This window comes from Ruminococcus sp. (assembly GCF_024684275.1).
In genome coordinates this window covers 111732-132737 of record NZ_JAIKXF010000010.1, presented here as the reverse complement: position 1 = coordinate 132737, position 21006 = coordinate 111732, and the positions used below count along the sequence as shown (strand labels likewise).

Below are 21006 nucleotides of genomic sequence, written 5' to 3'. Positions count from 1 at the left end.
TATCTGATTGGCTTCGCCGCACATTTTCGGCTTTTTGTCAATACCTTTTTGCAAAAATTTACATTATATTCATAAAAATAGTCACAGGATCTTTGTTCACCCTGTGACTATTTTGTTTTTCCTTAGCTTAATGACATTACGGCCGAGCCGGGGGTTTTCTGATTACAAAAAACAGCCGCCTGATTTGGCAGCTGTTTAGTTATCAATCTATTTTTGTTGGTTTTACATTTGGATATTTTTTCTTCTCATGTATCACTCCGTAAATTACCATAAGAGATATTCCGACAACACCAATTGCTATGGTTACAGCTGTAAAAGCCTCTGTATACTTATACATAAGACTGGTGAAGGCGGTAAATACAGGTGCTTGTTTGATAGTAAAAGAGTCATAGTAATGAGATGCAATAAGATATATGGAAGGTATAGCCCCAAGAATACCTGATACCAGTGAGGAAACTCCGCACCAGTACATGGCCGTTATTTTTTTCTTATGATTGATAAGTGTCAAAAGAATGATCATTAATACTAAAGCACAGAGAACTGCGGCAGTTGCCTCAGTGCGGTGAGAATAAACAATTGAGAGCTTTGAAAGAATACCGTGTTGATTCATGGAAGAAAACTTGTAAACATCACAGAATGAACCTATGGTAGTATAGGCGTTTTCTTTTGTATTGCGGAGTTTTAAGCCGAAATTATCGTCTTTTTCATAATTGTTATCTTCTGCAAATGTATTAAAAAATTCGTCTATATTTTCCTCAAGCTTTGTGTTTTTAGGGTGAGCAACAACCATTTTTGCTCCGCTTTCAAGAGCGTCAAAGGCTGAATCAATATAAGCGTCTTCATATAAGCGGATATAATCTTCATCTACAGCGTCCATAAAAACTTCGGCAGGGATACCTGTAGTGTTATACTTATCCTTGTAATACTTATTTATCTCGGGATAAATGCTTGTTTCAAGTGAATTTTTCTGCGCGAGCTTCTTCAGCTTTTCAGCAGATATATTAATATCTACAAGAAGCATAGCTGCGCCTGCGATAGTCAGAAAAACAAGTAATACGGAAATTAAAAGTGAAGGGAGATATGTGCTTATTTTTTTCAATTTGAACTCCCCTCTCCTGTTTTTTTATAGAACTTTTTCTCTGTAGGCTCACAAATCACACCGATTCTTTCATCTGCATTGCCAAGTATATCCTTTTTGCAGGTATAAAGCGTAAGCTTTGAAGCAGCTGAAGGCGCTACGTATTTACCGTCTTTTTTATTGAATGTTATCTGTTCCTTGACTTCATAGTTGAATTCACCGTAATTTGTTTTTAATACAACTGTATCTCCGATTCTCAGCTTGTCAAGCTGTGAGAAAAAAGTATCTTCGTGAGCACTTATGACAGTATTTCCGTCTTCACCTGCTATCTTTGAACCTGATGACTGACAAGCGCCGCGCTCAAAAAGCTCGGAATTGCTGCCCCAGTAAACAGGGATAGCAATATCAAAGGCAGATGTGGTGAGAACCGCATACATTTCGCCGAATTTTGGGCGTATTATCTCACCTTCGTCGTATGTCTGACCGTCAAATTCATCAATAATATCATTATCTCTTACAACAAGTCCAGAGCCTGCTGCTTCCGGATTTGCTTTGAGATTATCCATAAATGCAAGATTAAGATATACCTTGAGCTTATCTGAAGGCTTTATCATTGCAGCAACGAATATGCCTATACAAAGAAATAATACAATAAAAGGCGTTATGATATGAATAAATAAACTATCCTTTTTCTTTTTTTCGCTCATTATTCTTCTGCTCCATTTGAATAAAGTTTGCGCATAACAAGAAACAGTCCGGAAACGCCTATCCCGATGAATGCAGCTACAAAGGCAAAAATGCCCCTTCTATCGTATCCTGTATCCTCGACAGATGCTCCTGCGGTAGATACATTAAGCAATTCACCGCTTTCGTTTCTCATTGCTATAGTAAGTGAACTGTCACTTATCTCATCAACTGTAATATTAAGCCCCATTTGCTCTGCTGCTTCTGAAAGCTTTCCTACGATCTGCAACTTTTGCTCGGACGGACTCTGTTTCATAAGACTTCTGTATTCCTCGGGAGTAAGATTGTCGATTATAGCCTGCTGCTGAGCTTCATTAAAGCTTCTGACATAAGCCATTTTTTCATCATATGACATACTGATAAAAGCTTCAGCACTAATTCTGGTAAACGTAGTTCCGTCACTTGCGGTCAGAGTTATGCCGTCATCTTCAGTTGCTGTTTTTTCTGTATTATTGACCGCAGTTGTAGTTGTAGGAGTGCTCGGCACCTGCGGTCCGACAGTAATTATCTGATTTCCTGCTTCGTGTAGTTTTGCGATCGCCTTATCAAGAAGTTCAGAAGGATAGTCCTGTGGGTGAGCGTTATATTCGTTATAGCCTGCCTGGATATCTTCTTCTGAATATCCATATGCTCTTGCAACAGCAGCAACATCGTCAGCTGTAGTTGCATAAACGCTTGATGAAAAAGTAATAGAAGCTCCTGCGATAACAGCAGAAGAAGCTAAAGCTGTGATTATTTTTTTGAAGTACATATAAATCCCTCCAATATCATATATACAATAAACATTATACATTTTAATCAGAATATTGTCAAGAAATATTCTTACACAATGAAATTAATAAATTCTTTATGAATTCTTGATGAGCTCCTTTCTTAATAGTACAAGGTCAAAGATATCAACTATCTCATCATAATTCAGATCGTATTTATCAAGGAATCTATAGCTATTCATTGGTGAAGCTGATCCGAGAATATATTTCTGAAGCTCTACAAGGTCTGCGATTTTATATATCTTTTGCTTTACTATTTCGCCGCTAAGATAATCATCTATCATCTCAGCCCAGTATTCTCCCATAAGCTTATACCCTTTATTATTGGGGTGAACACCGTCCATAAGCTGAGTTTTGACATCTGTTATAACATAAGCAACATCTGCATTGCGTAGATGCGGACCTTCTAAGTCTCTTTCATCTGGAGCTTCACTGTCTGTCGAAATATCAAAATTATCCAAGATTTTTTCAATTCTTTTATTACGCACTAACCAGCTGAGGTTAATATTGTATTTTAAAAGGGTATTGAGTATATTTTCTTCTGCTTCTTCATCTGAGTAATTAGTTTGCCAATCGGATGAATGGCGATAATTGCTGAACCAATTGTAAACCTCCTGACGATTTGGATCAACATCAGGGATAGTTGTTACAAAAAGAACAGAATTGTCAGATATATTATCATAGATATATTCTATCAGCTCTTTAAGGTCATTATAAGTCTTAGTCGCATCATAGTTATCTATTATATTATTGGTTCCGATTTGAAGAATAACAACATCAGGCTTGCAAGTTTCAAGGCAATTTGTGGATATGAGAGTTTCAAGAATACCGCTTCTGCCAGGGTACTCCTTTATAGCATACCCGCTATATCCTGTATTATCATCATCATAGGAGAAGCCTTCGCCTGTTTCACTGTCGTAAAATTCTATCATCTGGTCATTTCCTTTAGAACCGACCATATCAATATTATATCCTTTTTTAACAAGCTCGTTGTAAAGGTATTTGCGGTAAGAGCCTGATACACCATATCCGTCAGTTATAGAATCGCCTATTGCCATGATTTTTATAGGCTCTGAGGCTGATTTATCCTCACAGACAGCTGTTTCAGCCGATAATATCATTCCTGTATATGCCATAGCTATTGCAGTCAAAATTGAAATAAGCTTTTTCATATTTTCTCTTTCCTCATTCAGGTTTTCTTATGATTATATCATGGAAATATTAATTTTTCAAGTAAAAATAAAAAGCCCTACGAAAAATCGTAAGGCTTTTTGGCGTGCCTGGAGGGATTCGAACCCCCGACCTACTGGTTCGTAGCCAGTCACTCTATCCAGCTGAGCTACAAGCACATCGTTTGACGACTTAAATATTATACCATGCTATATCATAAATGTCAACCTCAAATTTGATAAAACGTCAAGTTACACTAAATATTTCTTCAATTGTTGACTCATAGACCGGTTTTATAAAAAAGACGGAAAAGCCTTGACAACCAAGTCAAAAATTGATATAATTATTTTTGTTGTGAGACATTAGCTCAGTCGGTAGAGCATACGCCTTTTAAGCGTAGGGTCGAGGGTTCAAATCCCTCATGTCTCACCAGCGCCTCGGCAATAGTCGGGGCGTTTTTTGTTTTGTTAAGATTAAATATATTTGTATATGCCTGTATTCCAGCTTAATAGGAATACAGGCATATTCTATATCAATGCATCATTTATGGGCTAATTGCTGAATGCTTGTATGACAGCCTTTCTTAATTCAACTAAGTCAAATATATCGACTGTTGTGTCCGCATTCATGTCAGACTGCTGCGCTTGCTCCTTAGACATTATCTCTTTGCCAATAATATGCTTTTGAAGAATAACAAGGTCAGCAACATTTATGGAGCCGTCCTTGTTGATATCGCCGACGGCATAGTCTACAGCTGGCTCTGTGGTGTTTTTTTCAACTGCCATAACTATATAATTAACACATTGATATGTCTGTCCGTTGCTGCCGAGAGACACCTTCTCCCCTGTCTTGATATCCTTTTTGTACATCATAAATGTAACATCATTATCAGAACTGCACATCGTCCTCATCAGGGTATAGTCGCTTAACCAGTCAGGGATTTTCTCTACACGGCTGTCAAGTCCGATATACAGTGACATATCACTTCCTGCGGTAAAGGAAGCTGCCTCGCCTGTTGTCCCGTTTGCGTCGCATGAGGTTAGAAGGAGCTCCGCACCTTCAAGAGTTGACTGCAGCTGAGCTATCCTGAAGTCTCTGTCGCCGAATAATAACGAGCCAACTTCTGCGCTTGGGAGTATCAGCCACGAATCAGGATTGGCCTGTGCAGTGACCTGCACGTCCTTGAAAAGTCTTCCGCTGAGTGGAACGGTGTCCTTGCCGAATACAAAGCTGTCCAGATTCATGAGATAGCCGTCACCACCTGTAAATCGGATATACAGATCGTGAGTGCCGCTCAGCTTAGATATTCCAACCTCTATCTCTTCATAATCAGTGAAACTGTCTGTGCCTGCAAAGCTTACCTTTGCCGCAGGTGTACCGCTGATGCTGTCGAGATAAAGCTCCATTACTGTCGGATTTCCTGAGACCTTAGCTTTGAAGCTCTGAGCTCCGCTGCCAAAGTTCACCCTTCGGTACATAGTCCAGTCACCGTTTTCAATATAGCCGATATTGCCTCTCTCCTCAGCCGTTACTCCCTCGTTGGCGTCAAAGTCCTCAGCCTCTATCGTCTCAAAGGCAGATACGGTCGGGAGAGGTGCAGACTGCTCAGGGGAAAGCTTCACAACACCCTCAGGGAAGGAATTTACCGTTAAATCATTGATGTAGTACTCGATATTCATGTAGCCCTGACCGCAGTAATCTCCTGCGTAGTCTTCGGGATCGGTTGGATCAAGACCTCTTGCAAGCTCCCATTTATCGTCCATGCCGTCGTTGTCGGCGTCAGTTATTTCCTTTTTCGTTACAGGTGATGGATAGCTGTATGAAACGCCGCATTTTATATTGTACTTGCTAAGATTTGTCTCAGAGCCGTCAAATGCCGCAGTACCGCTGCACTGACCGGTACTGTTCTTGGTTTCGTTGGCGCATTGCTTGTCTATGGCGGTTCGCTTATCAGGAGAGATACCGTTGCCTGCAAAGCGTATAACGTGGTCATAGGAAGCTGCGGCACTCTCAGCAGTATTTGCGGTAGAGACGTTTTCACCGTTTACGTTTATAGGAAAGGAATTACTGCTGTACAGGTTATTCTTGGTTATCCCAATACCGTCCTTGAACGTTACACCTGCCCAGTTATCTCCGGTTATACTGTGGAATGAGCCGTCCTTGTTAATAAGACGGTTTCCCGCGCAATATATTTTGAAGTTTTCCGGCTTAGTAGTACTGTCAACGTATATCCAGTGATAGCCGCCTGTGGTGGAGTTTCCTGCTTTAAGTGTATTATTTACGTAGTTGAGATGACCGATAGTGCCATATGCCGTCTGATATCCCCAGTCGTAAATAATATTATTAGTAAAATCCGCAGTGTAACGGTCAGATACCTTTCCGCGGAAGTTACGCGAAACATTATGGATAATCAGATTATGGTCGAAGGTGAGGTCACCCTTGCCAAGCATTATCCCGAATCCGTGCAGGCCTTTTTTATGACCGCCCCACGAGTCCGCAGGACCGAGTACGGAGTACTGCACGGTATAATTCGTATTATTGGAGTAAAGTCCCCACTGCTCATCTGTAGTCCAGCCCATTGAACAGTGGTCGATTATAGAATTTGAACCCTTTGCGCCGCCCCATGCGTCATTGCCCGAGCTTGTAGAAGCATATGGTCCGGGACGTGAGCTGATATACCTGCATATTATATTGTCCCCGGACATACCCATTTTATAGTTTTTCAGCGTAATACCAGAGCCTCCGGGAGCGGTCTGTCCTGCAATGGTAATATTGCTTGAGCAAAGGATATTTCCTTTTAACTCTATAGTTCCGGTGACATCAAAAACTACAATTCGTCCGGATTTGCTTACGGCGTCGCGGAATGACCCATCGCCGCTGTCATTAAGGTTTGTAACGTGATAGACCTCGCCGCCGCGTCCACCCGTAGCGTATTTACCGCCGCCCACAGCTCCGGGAAAGGCTGGTATATTTCCCGCGGCAGAGGCAGTCATAAAGTGGCTGTTTGTTGTAGCAATCTCCGAAGCTCCTGAAAAAACGGTAAGAATGCTGATGGCAAGAGCCACGGTTATTTTGATTCTTCTAAACATTTTAATATCCTCCAGAATATGCCAAATTAAACTATATCAATATTATACACGATGTTCTGCAAAACTTCAACAATTTATAGTGCTTTTCACTAATAATATTTGTAATTTACACCTTATGCTTATTTTGTACACTTATAATAATAAAAAAATCCCCTTGAATAATCAAGGGAAGATCCAATAAATATTCAATGTGCATTATTTATTTGAAATAATGCATTACATAAGATCAGCACAGTTGATCCTTATCCATTCGGAAACTGTGGAAATGAATACTGAATTTGTAGGAATATCATTTGTACTTTGCAGAGTATTCATAAAAATTTTCTCTGCAAGCTCTTCATTATGACGATACCATCCTGACTTGATAGCGTGTCTGACTGCTCTTTCTATAGAACATTCAGAAGTCTGGTATTTATCTGCCAGCTTTGCATAAAGCGTTTTGCTGAAATTCGTAATGTGTTCATCTGATGTAACACACATGAATATAATATCTCGCAGATAGTGGTAACCTTTTGTGTTAGGAGCTATTCCGAGATTTAAAAGAGTTTTAACAATTATTGCTACAACGTTATTCATTAGTATTTGCACTCCTTTTAGCAATGATAGTATAATTATAGCATAATTGTAATAAAATGGTAAGGGGGAAATATGTCGACTATTGTCGAGTAATGACGAATAATGTCGATAAACCAAAAAAGAGCAGCTTGGCTGCTCTTTTTTATCAGTTTTTGATCTGCTTTGCCACAAGACTTTCACCGCAGTAAATTGATCTAAGCTTTGGCTTCTCAATTTTTCCTGTGGGATTTCTGGGAACATCAGCAAAAATTATCTTATGCGGTCTCTTGTATCTTGGAAGCTTCTGACAGAACGAAGTGATATCCTCCTCTGTGCAGGTATGATCTTCCTTTATAGAAATAATCGCAGCTGCGATCTCACCCAGTCTCTTATCCGGAAGTCCGATTACAGCAACGTCCTTGACCGCAGGGTGACTTCTGAGGAAATCCTCTATCTGTACGGGGTACAGATTTTCACCGCCGCTGATGATAACGTCCTTCTTACGGTCAACAAGATAGATGAAACCGTCCTCATCCTCCTGAGCCATATCACCTGTATAAAGCCAGCCGTCCTTTAATGTTTCAGCAGTAGCCTTTTCATCACGGTAGTAGCACTTCATCACTCCCGGGCCCTTAACGAGAAGTTCACCGACTTGTCCTCGCTCAACAGCGTTGCCGTTTTCATCTGCTATTTTTACTTCCCAGCCAAAACCAGCCTTGCCGATAGCTCCAACCTTGTGGATATTTTCAACTCCGAGGTGAACACAGCCGGGACCGATAGACTCACTGAGTCCGTAATTAGTATCATACTGGTGTTTAGGGAACACCTTTTTCCAACGTGCTATAAGTGAAGGCGGAACAGGCTGAGCGCCGATATGCATAAGTCTCCACTGGTCAAGGTCGTAATTTGAAAGATCAATATCTCCCCTGTCAATAGCATCAAGGATATCCTGCGCCCACGGAACAAGAAGCCATACGATAGTACAGCCTTCCTCAGAAACAGTTTCAATAATAGACTTTGGTTTTACACCTTTAAGCAGAACAGCCTTGCTTCCGGCATAGAGACTGCCGAACCAGTGCATTTTTGCTCCTGTATGATAGAGCGGCGGGATACAAAGGAATATATCGTCCCTTGTCTGTCCGTGGTGATTCTGTTCAACTTTAGCTGAATGCATTAGGCTTGTATGGTCGTGAAGGATAGCTTTTGGAAAACCTGTAGTACCCGATGAAAAGTAAATAGCAGCATTGTCGTCATCTGTGATCTTTACATCAGGTGCAGCACTTGCACAGTTAGCAACAAGGCTGTCGTAATGCTCTGCAAACGAGGGACATCCTTCTCCAACATAGAAAAGGAGACGATTTTTACTGATATCGTCGGCGATTTCCTCTATACGTCCGATAAACTCAGGACCAAATACAAGAATATCAACCTCTGCAAGGTCAAGACAGTACTTTATTTCATCAGCAGTGTATCTGAAATTAAGCGGTACAGCAAGAGCACCTGATTTGAGGATACCAAAGTAGATAGGAAGCCATTCAAGACAGTTCATCAGAAGTATGCCGACTTTATCTCCCTTTTTGACTCCTCTTTCTATTAACATATTTGCAAAGCGATTTGCTTTTTCGTCAAAGACTTTCCAAGTTATCTCGCGTCTGTAATGACATTCGGGATTAGGTTCGATAAGCTCATATTCTTTCCATGTAATACGTCGGATCTCTGTTATCTCAGGATTTACTTCTACGAGAGCAACATCAGTTCCATATAATTTAGCATTCCGTTCAAGTAATTCTGTAATTGGCATTATTTATGTTCCTTTCTGACTAAGAAGCTTTTATGCTTTTATATTTAAAAGGCAAAAAGCTGCAAAGCGATAAACTATCTTTTATTTTATCACAAAAAAGCGAAAAAGTAAATACTTCTTATATGTTTTTTTAAACAAATCGAAATAGATGATTTTCAGCAAATTGCATAAATCAAGGCGCGTTAAAGATAATAACGCGCCTTGGATACTTATTCTACTGTTACATCTGAAACAGTCTCTGCTTCGTCTTCTGATACTTTTTTACCGCATTTATCGCAGTAAACCTGCTCTCTTCGTATCTGAGAGCCGCAGTTTTCGCAGAATATCTTGTCTTCAAGTGACATAATCTCTGCCTTAAGCTCGTCAAGTTTTAAAGTTTTATCCTTGATGTCATTGATAGTTGTAAGAAATTCACTGTCAGGATCGCTGCATATCTTTTCGTACATCACCTTTCCAAGCTCTATGTAGTCTGTATTGATATCCGATTCAATACGAGCCATTTCACGCTTGAGCTTAGTTTTTTCTGCGAATTTCTTAGAACTGTTTGAAACTGTCTTTGCACCGCGTTCAACAGATTCTCCGAATTTTCCAGCAAAATCTTTTACTGAATCAACAAATCCCATATTTATGACCTCCTGTAATGTTTTAGAAACATTATAATTATGTATAGCTTGGTTTTTCGTTAATTTTGAACTTAACAGCATTCAGCGCCCTTACAGCAGCGTCTGAAAAATCACTGCAAACCGTTGAGTACAGAGTCATTATAATATCATCTGTTGCAAGCTGATCGCCGATATCACAGTTCATAACAATACCTGCGCTCATGTCAATCTTGTCAGTTTTATTAAGTCTTCCTGCACCGAGCAGAAGAGAAGTCATTCCCAGCTCTTCGCAATTGAAACCAAGTATCTTCATTCCTGTTGTAGCTCTTATCTCATATTTAAGAAGCGGCTGAGGCAGAAGTGAAGTATCATAACAGATTTTTTCATTGCCGCCCTGCAATCTGATAGTTTCGCGCAGGACATTAAGTGCTTTGCCTGATGAAACAGCATCTTCAGCCATTTTTCGGCATTCCTCATTAGTTCCCTTACCGGCAAGCTCCAGTAGATCCACCGCAAGCTCGATACAAACATCGTATAGCTTGCCTTTAGATTTTCCTTGCAGAAGCTCTACGGCTTCTTTAACTTCAAGAGCGTTTCCGATATTTTTACCAAGAGGAGCATTCATGTCGGTTACAACAGCTTTACACTTTTTTCCTGCTGATCTACCTGCTTTTTCCATTAGTACAGCAAGCTTTTCAGCCTCCTCTTTAGTTTTCATAAAAGCTCCCGTACCGTATTTTACATCAAGAACCAGACAATCTGCGTTCATTGCAAGCTTTTTGCTCATAATGCTTGCGCATATAAGGGGGATGCTGTCAACTGTACCAGTTGCATTTCTTAAAGCATACATTTTTTTATCAGCAGGGCAAAATTCACCTGACTGAGAAATAATCGAAAAGCCTGTTTTTTTAAGTATCGATTCAAATTCATTTAATGGCAGATCGGTTCTGTAGCCCTCAATGCTTTCAAGCTTATCAATAGTTCCTCCCGTATGACCTAAGCCGCGTCCTGACATTTTTGCCATGCATACGCCACAGGCAGCAACGATAGGTCCGATGATAAGAGATGTTTTATCACCGACTCCGCCTGTGCTGTGCTTGTCCACAGTAAATGGAATATTAAGATTTAGTATTTCTCCGCTGTCACGCATAGCCGCTGTAAGAGCGAAGGTCTCCTTTTCAGAAAGCCCGTTAAGACATACAGCCATAAGCCATGCAGACATCTGATAATCAGGTATTTCGTCGTTTGTATAGCTTTTTATTAGCCATAATATCTCTTCTTCATTAAGTTCCTGTGACTTTTTAGTTTTGTTGATAATATCGATGATATTCATGATCCACCTCCTATACATATATTTTACCATTATTATAGTATAAATTCAATAGTTTTTGTGAAATAAGCCCTTGAATTTACAAAAAGTTCATTATTACTATAAAGACTACAAATGGTACACCAAGAATGAGACTTCCGGATAAATTGAATAGGTTCAACGGAATATCAGCTCCTAATATACTTCCGTATTTGTTTACGATCAATAGGGCAGCTCCACCTGTAAATGCACCTATAATAAACGATAAAAGTTTTTTCTGCCGTCTGAAATAATATATCATCATAATAATTACTACAACTACGCAAAGTATTTTAAACAACATTTCAATATCCATATTTACCTCTCACATAAGTATATATCCAAGTGCGATAATAAGCTTAATATCGGCACCTTCTTTTATAAGCAAATACAGTATAGCAGCAATAAGAAGCTTATCACTGTCTATTCCGCCGTCAAGGAATTCATCGATCAGACCGTCAAAAATGTGCTTTTGGGTACTATTATCTGCTTTAGTTTCTGAATTTGAAGCAGTATTTTCCTTTTTTAATGTATCAGGCGGCAGGTCAGCGGCGGTATTTCGTCCTATGCCTTGATAAAATTTAGAGTATCCCATTTCTGAATGTTTAGAAAATTTATCTCTGTATACCGCCATCAACTTGCCTCCTTCCTTTAAATCAGTTCATGTAAAAGTCCGCTTTCCTTTGCGATATTCCATATTGCAAGAAGCTTTAGCAGCTTTATCGCCTTATCAACACGTTTTTGCTTATCCGTACCGAGATGCGGCTTTAAAGCAAGCAGCAGATCTGTATTCTTGTCCTGCTTTGAGATTTCTCCGATAAGCCCTGTCAGTTTCAGCATTGAAGCTATATCAGGCTGATCCTCAGGAACTGTTCTTTCTGTTTTTTCATCATTTCCGTCATTCTTTTCGCTGTCTGAGACCAGCATTTGTGCCAGCTCGGAAAGCTGTTTTACGCTTTCCTCATCTGTCAGCAGCTCGCTGATCCTTCCCATTATATCGTCCATTTTTATTTCTTTCCGCCTGAAAGCTTTTCATAGAGTGCTTTTGCCTGCGGCGTACTCATCATTTTTTCAACAATTTTAGGATTGTTCACGGCTTGTTGAAATCTTGCAGCGTCATTTCTGTTCATTGCAGATAATGCACTGTCGAATTTTCCTTCTTCAAGCTCTGAGCGTAATTTCTCAGGCGGTACCCCTATCTTTTTGCTTACAACGTTAAGAAGTCCCGAGATTTTATTAGGATCAATATTATTCATAGCTGCCTCCATAAAACTTGATATATACAATAATATATTGTATTTACTCATAAAATATGTTTTGAATGCCTGTACCTCTCGCATTTTTGCGATTTTAACAAACTGGTCTATATTTTTTTGATAATACCTGTTGATTTTTTCAAAAATCTATGTTATAATATGGTATAATCTTCTTAGGAGGGATATATTTGCGCATTGTTGTAATATCAGACACACACGGTAATTCTTATGCTCTTGAAAGTGTTATTATGCGGAATACTGACGCAGACTGGATAATCCATCTTGGTGATGGTGAACGCGAGCTGGATAACTTTATCCTGTCTCATCAGAGATTAGCTCCTAAGATAATCCATGTCGCAGGAAACTGTGACTTTGACAGTCTCAGCGATGACTACTTTGTTCTGCCGCTTATTGGACATAAGCTGCTTGCCACACACGGTCATCTTTATGGGGTAGGAGGTTCACTCGACAAGCTCAAAGCCCTCGCCGCTGCAAATGAATGTGATATAATCCTTTTCGGACATACTCACGAGCGCTATCAGAGCTATGAGGACGGTTTCTATATCCTGAATCCGGGAAGTGCTTCTATTCCCCGGGACGGCGCAAAGCCCTCTTTTGGACACATTGACATAACTCCTGAGGGTGATGTAGTCACCAATATCGTAAATGTCTGATATTCTCTGCTTTTATTGTATGCAAATACCTGATCATTGTTACATAAAAATCCCCTTGAATTGCTTCAAGGGGATAATTTTATATTCAGTTTGCTGAAACTACATATGGGCGCTCATATGAGCTGTCATATTCTTTTATTCTTGTAATATCTGCTGACATTACAACAGGATTTCCGTTATGATTTACGCTGACCTCCGCTGTCATATCAATGGCATCTTCACCGTTCATATTATGAAGAACAGCGTGTACCTTGCATACATGAATATCCGGATCATATTCGGTCACTTCAAGATAATTCATAATATGTCCGATGCCTAAACCTGTGGTCTTATCCGTATCTACACCGATATTAATGTCGTTATATTCGGATTTCTGCTCAATATAGTGCTGTATAGCTACTGCTGATGTGTATTCGGGTCTGTCACCAATTTCGATAGATTTGATTTTCCATTCATCGTTTTCAAGGACAAATGTAAATATATTTTCTTCACCGTAATTTGCGTTTGCATTTCCAAGATAAGGAGTCCTTACAAAACGTGATACGGTAAAGCTGTCCGCTTCTTCGTGTGTGACAGCAGGTTCAGTTGAAAAAGAATTATCGCCTGTTGTAGAGAACTTAGGCATTTGTCTTACATAAAGCTGTCCGTTATACTCAACATAAGTTGCTGTATGGATAGAATGAGCTGCATAATCAAAAGTGCCTTCATCTTCGGGATCATATGCAAGATCAACTCTGCTGCCGACCTCAAATTTGCTAACATCCTCTCCCAACCAGCTTCGTAATGTTACACTATCTTCTACATCTTGCGCTTCCTTATAGTTATCAGGCATTGTAAAGCTTTCGTATGTCTCACCGAAATGTTTTCTGTCAATTACCGATGCAATCGGAGCTTTATAGTATTCATATATATCCTGACAGCTGTTGAAACGCTCATCAGTCACCTTATAGAAGGTGCGCTCACCGCCGTATTTGTTTGACCATTCTTCATCTGTACTGTCATAGGTATAAAATGTTATGCTGTCACTGCTGTCATAAGTAACATCGCCAAATTGCATTACGTTCAGACTATCAATATAGTGCTGTGTGAGTTCATTTGCGATTGCTTCATAGTCATAATCTATGTCAGCCAAGTTCTCTGTAGGCTCCTCTGCTATTTCTGTTACTGCCTCGGCTGTTGTTTCTTCCTCAATGACCTCTGCAAACTGCTGAGCATTTTTATTTGTCTTATGGAGCAATACTCCTGTTGTACCTATACCGCCGACGATAAGAGCGCAGGCTGCGGCGATACTCACATATTTTGTTATGCCGTGACCTCTGCGTACCTCAACGCCTGATACGGTTTCAGTATACTCATTTGTATTCATCTTTATTTTGTTCTCACGTTTACTCATTTCAAGTACCTCTTTTCTGCACCGCTCTCCCGGTGTTAAGCGGTCTGTTACTTTTTTATAATCTTTCATATTCATATTCGGAGCTCCTTTCCAAGAATTTCTTTTAGTTTTTTACGTGCACGAAATAACTGAGTCTGTATCGCAGACTCTCTGTCACCTGTTATACAGCTTATCTCTTTTATTGAGTATTCCTCATAGTAATAGAGATGTATAACAGTCCTGTATTTTGCCGGAAGCGACATTACCGCGTGATACACTTCACTTTCCTCAGGTGTTTCGTATACAAGGTTCGCTTCATCGAGCGGCACAGAGGTCAGCGAATATTTATAGCGAAGTGAACGGAACATATCTCTGCACTTATTAACAGTTACCTTCATAAGCCAGCTTTTTTCCTTTGTTTCATCTTCAAATTCTATATCTGCGGAAAATCGCCTGATAAAGACATCCTGCATAATATCTTCTGCATCATCTTTGTTCTTACAGTACGCAAACGCCATACGATATACAGCTTTACTGTATTTATCGTATATTTCCGTCATTTTATCGTGGTCCATCGTTCGCTTCCTTTCTGCTTTTGAAGTACTTCATATATAAAACGAAGAAAATACCTTATATATCACAAAAAAATAAAAAAGCGGTGCAAAAGCACCGTTTTCTTATGATATTCTTTTTCCCTTGCCTTTTGAACGTTTTTCAATAGGCTTTTCTTTTCCGCCCATATCCTCAAATATACGCTCGTCCTCATCAGGTGTTTCATCGACAAGCTCAGGGTTTATCTCGCCTATGCTTGTATAATATGGATTTATAACGTATTTCTGAATCACGGGATAGCATATAAAGCAGCTGATAAAACGCAGGAATGCTGCCGGAAAGAACGGCAGAAGAAGCATAAATACAGGAAATACAAAGAATAAAAGCACTCCCATAAGAGCTAATATCAGCAGAGAAATAATGAAAATCAGGAAATTCTGCTTCAACGCCACAAAAGCAAGAGCAAATGAGTTCTTTAACAGGTTTTTCAGAGATAATGTTGTCGCTATCATCATAGGGAAGATGTAATAATTCATTATCAATATAACAATGAACAGGCTGAACGCTATCACCATAGGTACATACATTATCTTAGAACCTGTCTGGATCGCCATAGCCGGATAGACCTGCAGCGAAGAAAACGCTGATGCAAATATAACACAGTCAACAAAACCAATTATTGCAGCATTTTTGAAATTTTCCTTGAAGGCACCCCAGAAATCGCGCCATATAAATGTATGCTTTTCGATCACAAATGCCTTTATGACCTTTGTCATTCCCGCTGTAGCAGGTCCGATAAATACCGCAAATACAAGTAATAGAATAATAAATGCTATTCTAAACGCATCATAGCTGTTTTTGAAAACAGCGACCGAGATCAGAATAAACAGAAGCGGTGTAAAAAACAGCATATAAATAAAATTCAGTGCCAGAAGCTTCCAGAACTTTCTGCCCAGTATATCAAAAAACAGTGCTGCTCCCTTCTTTTTAGGAGCGTTTTTGGCTATGCCTGAGCCTGCACTGACATAATCCTTGAAAAAAATGCCCAATTAATATTCCTCCGTTTTCTATCTGCTGAAAGAGCAGTAAAAATGAACTAAAGCACCATCAGCCGCAGAAATTAATATTGAAAAAATAATAAGTACGATGAATCTCAGACAATACAGCTTAAAACTTACACTTTTCTCGCTGCTGTCATAACCGCTTATGCAGAATTCAAAGATAGCTCTTGAATTGCGAACAGATTCCCTTATAGCTACAGAAGCAATAAAGACAACAGCAGACGCTTTTGGTAAAAATGTTATTATAACAGGTATGATAGCTGATTTTCCATACATGGCATACATCAGAGAAGCTGATACGCCAATACCGATCCCTCTGTAAATAAGCAGAATAAATCCGCAAACTTGTCCGAAAGCAAATAATCCGGATAGATAAGCAGCACCTAAAAAAATAATAAGCGATAAAAGAGTATTCACTGAGTCACGCAGCGGAAAAGACATAGTGAAAAGACATTGATTTATCCATATAAAAGCCGAAAAATGACTTTTATAAGCAAAAATTGCTCCCGTTGCGATGCCAATGATAATGAATATCATGTAAAAAACCAGGCTTGTCCGGTCTTTTTTAGTGTTGAACGTACTTATTTGTTTCATGCACATCATTCCTTTCAAATGATTATATGCGCATGAAAAATATTTTAGACTTACTTAGAAAGCTCGTATGCTCTCTTTGTACAGCTGTCACAGCAATTCTTTACTACATCTGTAAGATTGCCCTCGTAAAGTCTGTCAAGGCCTGCAAGAGTAGTTCCGCCGGGAGATGACACCATTTTTATAAGCTCATCAATGGAATATCCGGAATCTGTTATCATTTTTGCAGAGCCGATCAGACTCTGGGTGAAGAGCTCCTCAGCAGCTGCCTTGTCAATCCCCACAGAAGCTGCGTAATCAATAAATCCCTTTGCAAAGAGATAGATAAACGCAGGGCTGCTTCCGTTTATAGCAATTATCTCTTTCATCTTATCCTTTGGGATAACCGCTGCTTTTCCGCATATCTTGAAGATGTTGAGAACAACTTCAAATTCTTCGTCTGTTACACGCTCGTTTCTTGAAAGTGCAGAAGCTCCCTCGCCTAAAAGAAGAGGAGTGTTCGGCATAACAAGAACAACCTTTGCGTCCGGAATAGTCTTTTTTGCTATAAATTCGTCACCGATACCTGCGGCAATCGAGATTATAACAGTGTCATTTGTTGTGTGTTCGGATATTGCCTCAAGCACACTCTCTATAATCTGTGGCTTCACGGCAAGGAAAACATATTTGCAGTTTTCCATTATCTCCTTCTCGGATGAACAGCTGCTGACTCTGTATTCAGAAAGAGCAGCAAGCTTTTCTGTGCATGGATCAAATGCGAAAAGCTTTACCTCAGCTCCAAGAGTACTTGTTGAGATACCCTTCATTATTGCGGTGCCCATGTTGCCTGCACCGATAAAACCTATATTCATCATAGCTATAGCTCCTTATGTAATAATGCACTATTAATTATACATCACTTTATACAAAAAAGCAAGTGAAAATTTTGTGCTTTTAAAGGTTGATCGGCGTTTTTTTGCGGCATTTATTGACTTTTTATTATTACGGTGCTAAAATTAGATTAATTAGTCTACGGAGGCAGCAAAAATGGACAGAAAGAAACCGAAGAACAACATAATAACACGTTATTCCAACAGTGTTATCTATTATAAAAGCCTTTCTTGCAGAGCAAGTATTTATGAAGACAGGCTCATAACGGATTTTTGCAAAAAGAACAGAATATCTAAAAGTATCTTTCTTGCTTGTGCAGCTATGTACTGCATAAACAATAATGTAAGTGCAAAAGAACTTCTGAACAGTACTGCCACCTCCGAAAATTTTGATTTCAGAGATTATAAGGAAGATGAATATGAATTATGAGTGCAGGCTTTGTCCGAGGGAATGCGGTACGGACAGGACAAAGCAAAAAGGAGTATGCGGTGCAGGAAACAGCGTTATAGTTGCGAGAGCTTCGCTGCACAAATGGGAGGAACCTTGTATTTCTTATAGAAACGGTGCCGGAACGGTTTTCTTTTCAGGCTGCAACCTGCATTGCTGTTTTTGTCAGAATAATAAAATAAGCAATGAACTTTTCGGAAAAGAGATAACCAATGAAGAATTAAGCGAGATATTTCTTAGATTGCAGGACAGTGGAGCAGATAACATTGATCTTGTTACACCTACTCATTTCGTCCCGAATATTATAAAAGCGCTTGATATGATAAAGAATAAGCTTTCTATCCCTGTAGTTTATAACTGCGGAGGCTATGAATCGGTAAAAACCATTGAAATGCTTGACGGTTATATCGATATTTATCTCCCCGATATAAAATATTACTCGTCTGAAATATCTGCGAAATACTCAAATGCTCCCGACTATTTTGAAAAAGCCTCTGAGTCTGTGCTTGCCATGTCAAAGCAGACAGGTCATCTTAAATTCAATAATGAGGGCGGTCTTATAAAGGGTACTATAATACGTCATATGGTACTCCCCTCTCACAGGCATGACTCAATGAGCATAATCAAATGGATAGCCGAAAACACCTCAACGGATAATGTTCTCGTCAGCATAATGAACCAATATACTCCATTTGAATTTATTTCTGATGATTTTCCAGAGCTCAAACGCCGAGTTACAAAAATGGAATACAACAGCGTTGTAAATCTTGCAGCCGAGCTTGGCATAAACGGTTTTACGCAGCACAAAAATTCTGCTTCACAGGAATATGTTCCTGATTTTGACCTTTCGGGAATATAAAAAGCTCCGGATCGGAGCTTTTTTCTTTACGATGTCACAAATATTATTCCTGATGTGTTATATTTTATGAAACGTTTCAATCGAGGTGATAAAATGACATACGATGAATCTGAAAAGCTGAAAAAGCTCTATGAAGTATACGAGCAGCCTATGTACCGTATTGCATATGCTGTTTTACACGACGAAGGGCTTGCCGAGGACGCCGTATCTGATGCTTTTATCCGTATAATGCGTAGGCTTGCCAGATTAAATGAATGCACAAGCGATAAAACTAAGGCTTATATCGTTAAGGTCATAAAAAGTACTTCCATAAACATTTATCGTAAGAATAAACGCAGATATAACGAGGAAGTTCCTATTGATAATGCTGTACAAATAGCAGACAGAACTCTTATTTATTCTGATCAGCCCTCAATAAACGAAATTCTAGGCGGATTGGGTGAAACTGACAGAAAAATAGTTACTCTGCGGTGTGTTGATGAACTGTCATGGAGGGAAGTTGCTGAAAAATTATCCCTCACAGAAGTAAATGTAAGAAAACGCTTTGAACGTACAAAAAAGCGTTTAAGATCAAAAGGAGAGATCGACAATGAGAAATAAAGGCTTACCTTCTGAAAAAGAATGGGACAATATAATCGACGAGGCTTTTTCATCGACCAGAAAGCATGATTTCTCCGTGAGGTATGAACTTCAAAGGGTGAACATACAGAGAGGTTTTACTATGAAAAAGGAAACGAACTATATAAAAAGACGATATATCGGAATGGTAGCGGCGGCTGCAGCTGTAGTTATTGGCGCGCCTGTATCAGTTTATGCCATTTCAAGGACGTTTCCTGCTTCAGCTCCTATGGCTGAGGCAGATAATAATGAGTCTGAGGAAGTGACACAGACTGTTACTACTCCCGAAAAGCTCTCAGAAGCTCCCGATGAAACGGCAGGTGTGCTCACGCTTGAAAAGAATGGCAAATACCAGTATATCCTGAGATTTACACCTACCGATGAAGAAGCAAATGATGAGAATAAATACGACATAGACTATACATGGCTTCCTGACGGCGCATATGACAAAAGTATGAGAATCGTAAAGAACGCTTTCGGTACAGCCCCGGGCGGTACATTTGACTCATGTTATTACCGTGTTTCAGCCACAACGCCTATGATAGAAAAGGTAGGGGGAATAGTTCAGCTTGACGATGTTTCCAACGATGAAAAAACAGCATATATTTTCCAACGTCAGGAAAATGCCTATTTAGGTCTGGAAGATACAAAGTCTTTCGGGCGTTTAGCGTGGATACACTTCAAGGGAACAAACTTTATTGCTGAGCTTTTCTTTACCGGTGATATTTCCGATGATGACGTTAAAAGTATTATTGACGGTATGAAGCTGGCAAACTCCGGAGAACAGACCGCAGGAATAAGGTTCCAAAGAGAAAAAACATCAGGCACGTCTATTGCTGAGGCTGCGACAAGCAGCAAAAGTGCTGACGATTTTAACATAGTCAGTGTAGGTGATACTGTATATGATGAAGATGCTTTCGGAAACAATGTCGAGATAACTATCAACGATGCATGGATTCAGGATAATTTTGACGATATTTACACGGACGGCTGCGGTATGCCTGCCGACTATAGTGGATATCTCAGCGAGGACGGAAAGATAGACGAGACATACCAGTATGGTACTATCGGTGACGGAATTGATACTCTCGACGAGATAACAGAAACAATAGTAGTTCAAAAGAAGATCATAGTTCTCAGCCTAACGTATAAAAATGTCGGCAGTGAAGATATATATGATGATTCTGAAAACCGCAAAGATAGCTACTGTATCCACCCTAATCTTTTAAAAGCTCCCGAATGGGAGTATAACTGGAGGGTAAAAAGCCAAAAAGAAGGAAGTTGCCTTCTTAATCATGATCAAATAGCTTCTGAGGATTACCTGTCGCTTGAAACTGACAATAAAGGTTCGAAAAACAGTATCAATATACCTGCCGGCGGAGAAACTCACGTTAAAATTTCTCTTATCGCAAATGCAGATGATCTTGATGATCTCTATGTCGATTTTACAGGCCATGCATTAAATCACTCATATTCTAAAAACTCGGTAAAATATCCGCTCTTACCTGTAAAAAGCATCAAATAATATTAAAAGCCGTCCAAATGGACG

General features: G+C 39.6%; 23 protein-coding genes and 2 tRNA genes. 6 read left to right on the top strand and 19 right to left on the bottom strand.

Going from position 1 to position 21006, the window contains the following annotated elements:
• Positions 1 to 202: 202 nt before the first annotated feature.
• The 5 genes from K5677_RS01525 to K5677_RS01505 form a co-directional block, all read right to left on the bottom strand.
• Positions 203 to 1099 (bottom strand): hypothetical protein, encoded by an 897-nt coding sequence (locus tag K5677_RS01525; protein ID WP_296723861.1) that lies wholly within the window; start codon positions 1097 to 1099, stop codon positions 203 to 205.
• Positions 1096 to 1785 (bottom strand): class D sortase, encoded by a 690-nt coding sequence (locus K5677_RS01520; protein WP_296723859.1) that lies wholly within the window; start codon positions 1783 to 1785, stop codon positions 1096 to 1098. The genes K5677_RS01525 and K5677_RS01520 overlap by 4 nt, the downstream gene beginning before the upstream one ends.
• Positions 1785 to 2573, bottom strand: coding sequence for a hypothetical protein (locus K5677_RS01515; protein WP_296723857.1), 789 nt, complete (start codon positions 2571 to 2573; stop codon positions 1785 to 1787). The genes K5677_RS01520 and K5677_RS01515 overlap by 1 nt, the downstream gene beginning before the upstream one ends.
• 96 nt (positions 2574 to 2669) lie before the next feature.
• Positions 2670 to 3764 (bottom strand): SGNH/GDSL hydrolase family protein, encoded by a 1095-nt coding sequence (locus K5677_RS01510; protein WP_296723854.1) that lies wholly within the window; start codon positions 3762 to 3764, stop codon positions 2670 to 2672.
• 100 nt (positions 3765 to 3864) lie between these two features.
• Positions 3865 to 3941, bottom strand: a tRNA-Arg gene (locus K5677_RS01505).
• Positions 3942 to 4118: 177 nt separating this feature from the next.
• Between K5677_RS01505 and K5677_RS01500 the strand changes: the two genes are divergently transcribed.
• Positions 4119 to 4194: transfer RNA gene (locus K5677_RS01500), tRNA-Lys, on the top strand.
• A 119-nt stretch (positions 4195 to 4313) separates the two neighbouring features.
• Here K5677_RS01500 and K5677_RS01495 read toward each other — a convergent pair.
• The 9 genes from K5677_RS01495 to K5677_RS01455 all read right to left on the bottom strand — a co-directional run bounded on the left by K5677_RS01495 (position 4314) and on the right by K5677_RS01455 (position 12413).
• A complete protein-coding gene (locus K5677_RS01495; RefSeq protein WP_296723852.1) occupies positions 4314 to 6851 on the bottom strand; it encodes a carbohydrate-binding protein in 2538 nt (845 codons plus the stop codon).
• Between the two features lie 216 nt (positions 6852 to 7067).
• Entirely contained in the window at positions 7068 to 7427 is a 360-nt protein-coding gene (locus K5677_RS01490; RefSeq protein WP_296723850.1) for a sporulation initiation factor Spo0A C-terminal domain-containing protein, read from the bottom strand.
• A 145-nt stretch (positions 7428 to 7572) separates the two neighbouring features.
• The gene (locus K5677_RS01485) at positions 7573 to 9207 is read right to left on the bottom strand and encodes a class I adenylate-forming enzyme family protein (protein WP_296723849.1); all 1635 of its coding nucleotides are present in this window, start codon (positions 9205 to 9207) and stop codon (positions 7573 to 7575) included.
• Positions 9208 to 9416: 209 nt separating this feature from the next.
• Positions 9417 to 9830, bottom strand: coding sequence for a zinc ribbon domain-containing protein (locus K5677_RS01480; RefSeq protein WP_296723844.1), 414 nt, complete (start codon positions 9828 to 9830; stop codon positions 9417 to 9419).
• Between the two features lie 37 nt (positions 9831 to 9867).
• Entirely contained in the window at positions 9868 to 11142 is a 1275-nt protein-coding gene (locus K5677_RS01475; protein ID WP_296723842.1) for a thymidine phosphorylase, read from the bottom strand.
• Between the two features lie 76 nt (positions 11143 to 11218).
• On the bottom strand, positions 11219 to 11473 hold the full coding sequence (locus K5677_RS01470; RefSeq protein WP_296723838.1) for a pro-sigmaK processing inhibitor BofA family protein: 255 nt from the start codon (positions 11471 to 11473) through the stop codon (positions 11219 to 11221).
• Positions 11474 to 11482: 9 nt separating this feature from the next.
• The gene (locus K5677_RS01465) at positions 11483 to 11791 is read right to left on the bottom strand and encodes a hypothetical protein (RefSeq protein WP_296723837.1); all 309 of its coding nucleotides are present in this window, start codon (positions 11789 to 11791) and stop codon (positions 11483 to 11485) included.
• 17 nt (positions 11792 to 11808) lie between these two features.
• Positions 11809 to 12162: a hypothetical protein gene (locus tag K5677_RS01460; RefSeq protein WP_296723835.1), complete on the bottom strand. Its 354-nt coding sequence runs from the start codon at positions 12160 to 12162 to the stop codon at positions 11809 to 11811.
• A gap of 2 nt (positions 12163 to 12164) precedes the next feature.
• Complete coding sequence (locus tag K5677_RS01455; protein ID WP_296723834.1) at positions 12165 to 12413, bottom strand: hypothetical protein; 249 nt, start codon at positions 12411 to 12413, stop codon at positions 12165 to 12167.
• 188 nt (positions 12414 to 12601) lie between these two features.
• Between K5677_RS01455 and K5677_RS01450 the strand changes: the two genes are divergently transcribed.
• The gene (locus tag K5677_RS01450) at positions 12602 to 13087 is read left to right on the top strand and encodes a metallophosphoesterase (RefSeq protein ID WP_296723833.1); all 486 of its coding nucleotides are present in this window, start codon (positions 12602 to 12604) and stop codon (positions 13085 to 13087) included.
• Positions 13088 to 13172: 85 nt separating this feature from the next.
• On the opposite strand, the gene K5677_RS01445 is transcribed toward K5677_RS01450, so the two are convergent.
• From K5677_RS01445 to proC, 5 genes are all read right to left on the bottom strand, one after another.
• Positions 13173 to 14555: a hypothetical protein gene (locus K5677_RS01445; protein WP_296723831.1), complete on the bottom strand. Its 1383-nt coding sequence runs from the start codon at positions 14553 to 14555 to the stop codon at positions 13173 to 13175.
• Complete coding sequence (locus K5677_RS01440; protein ID WP_296723829.1) at positions 14552 to 15034, bottom strand: sigma-70 family RNA polymerase sigma factor; 483 nt, start codon at positions 15032 to 15034, stop codon at positions 14552 to 14554. Before K5677_RS01440 ends, K5677_RS01445 begins: the two co-directional genes overlap by 4 nt.
• 102 nt (positions 15035 to 15136) lie before the next feature.
• Positions 15137 to 16060, bottom strand: coding sequence for a DUF624 domain-containing protein (locus tag K5677_RS01435; RefSeq protein WP_296723828.1), 924 nt, complete (start codon positions 16058 to 16060; stop codon positions 15137 to 15139).
• 18 nt (positions 16061 to 16078) lie between these two features.
• Positions 16079 to 16666 (bottom strand): hypothetical protein, encoded by a 588-nt coding sequence (locus tag K5677_RS01430; protein ID WP_296723826.1) that lies wholly within the window; start codon positions 16664 to 16666, stop codon positions 16079 to 16081.
• Positions 16667 to 16716: 50 nt separating this feature from the next.
• Positions 16717 to 17517 (bottom strand): pyrroline-5-carboxylate reductase, encoded by an 801-nt coding sequence (proC, locus tag K5677_RS01425; RefSeq protein WP_296723823.1) that lies wholly within the window; start codon positions 17515 to 17517, stop codon positions 16717 to 16719.
• Positions 17518 to 17689: 172 nt separating this feature from the next.
• Between proC and K5677_RS01420 the strand changes: the two genes are divergently transcribed.
• The 4 genes from K5677_RS01420 to K5677_RS01405 all read left to right on the top strand — a co-directional run bounded on the left by K5677_RS01420 (position 17690) and on the right by K5677_RS01405 (position 20982).
• Entirely contained in the window at positions 17690 to 17962 is a 273-nt protein-coding gene (locus K5677_RS01420) for a hypothetical protein (RefSeq protein WP_296723821.1), read from the top strand.
• Positions 17952 to 18839 (top strand): radical SAM protein, encoded by an 888-nt coding sequence (locus K5677_RS01415; RefSeq protein WP_296723818.1) that lies wholly within the window; start codon positions 17952 to 17954, stop codon positions 18837 to 18839. Before K5677_RS01420 ends, K5677_RS01415 begins: the two co-directional genes overlap by 11 nt.
• Positions 18840 to 18932: 93 nt before the next feature.
• A complete protein-coding gene (locus K5677_RS01410) occupies positions 18933 to 19439 on the top strand; it encodes a sigma-70 family RNA polymerase sigma factor (RefSeq protein ID WP_296723816.1) in 507 nt (168 codons plus the stop codon).
• A complete protein-coding gene (locus K5677_RS01405; protein WP_296723814.1) occupies positions 19429 to 20982 on the top strand; it encodes a hypothetical protein in 1554 nt (517 codons plus the stop codon). Before K5677_RS01410 ends, K5677_RS01405 begins: the two co-directional genes overlap by 11 nt.
• Positions 20983 to 21006 lie beyond the last annotated feature (24 nt).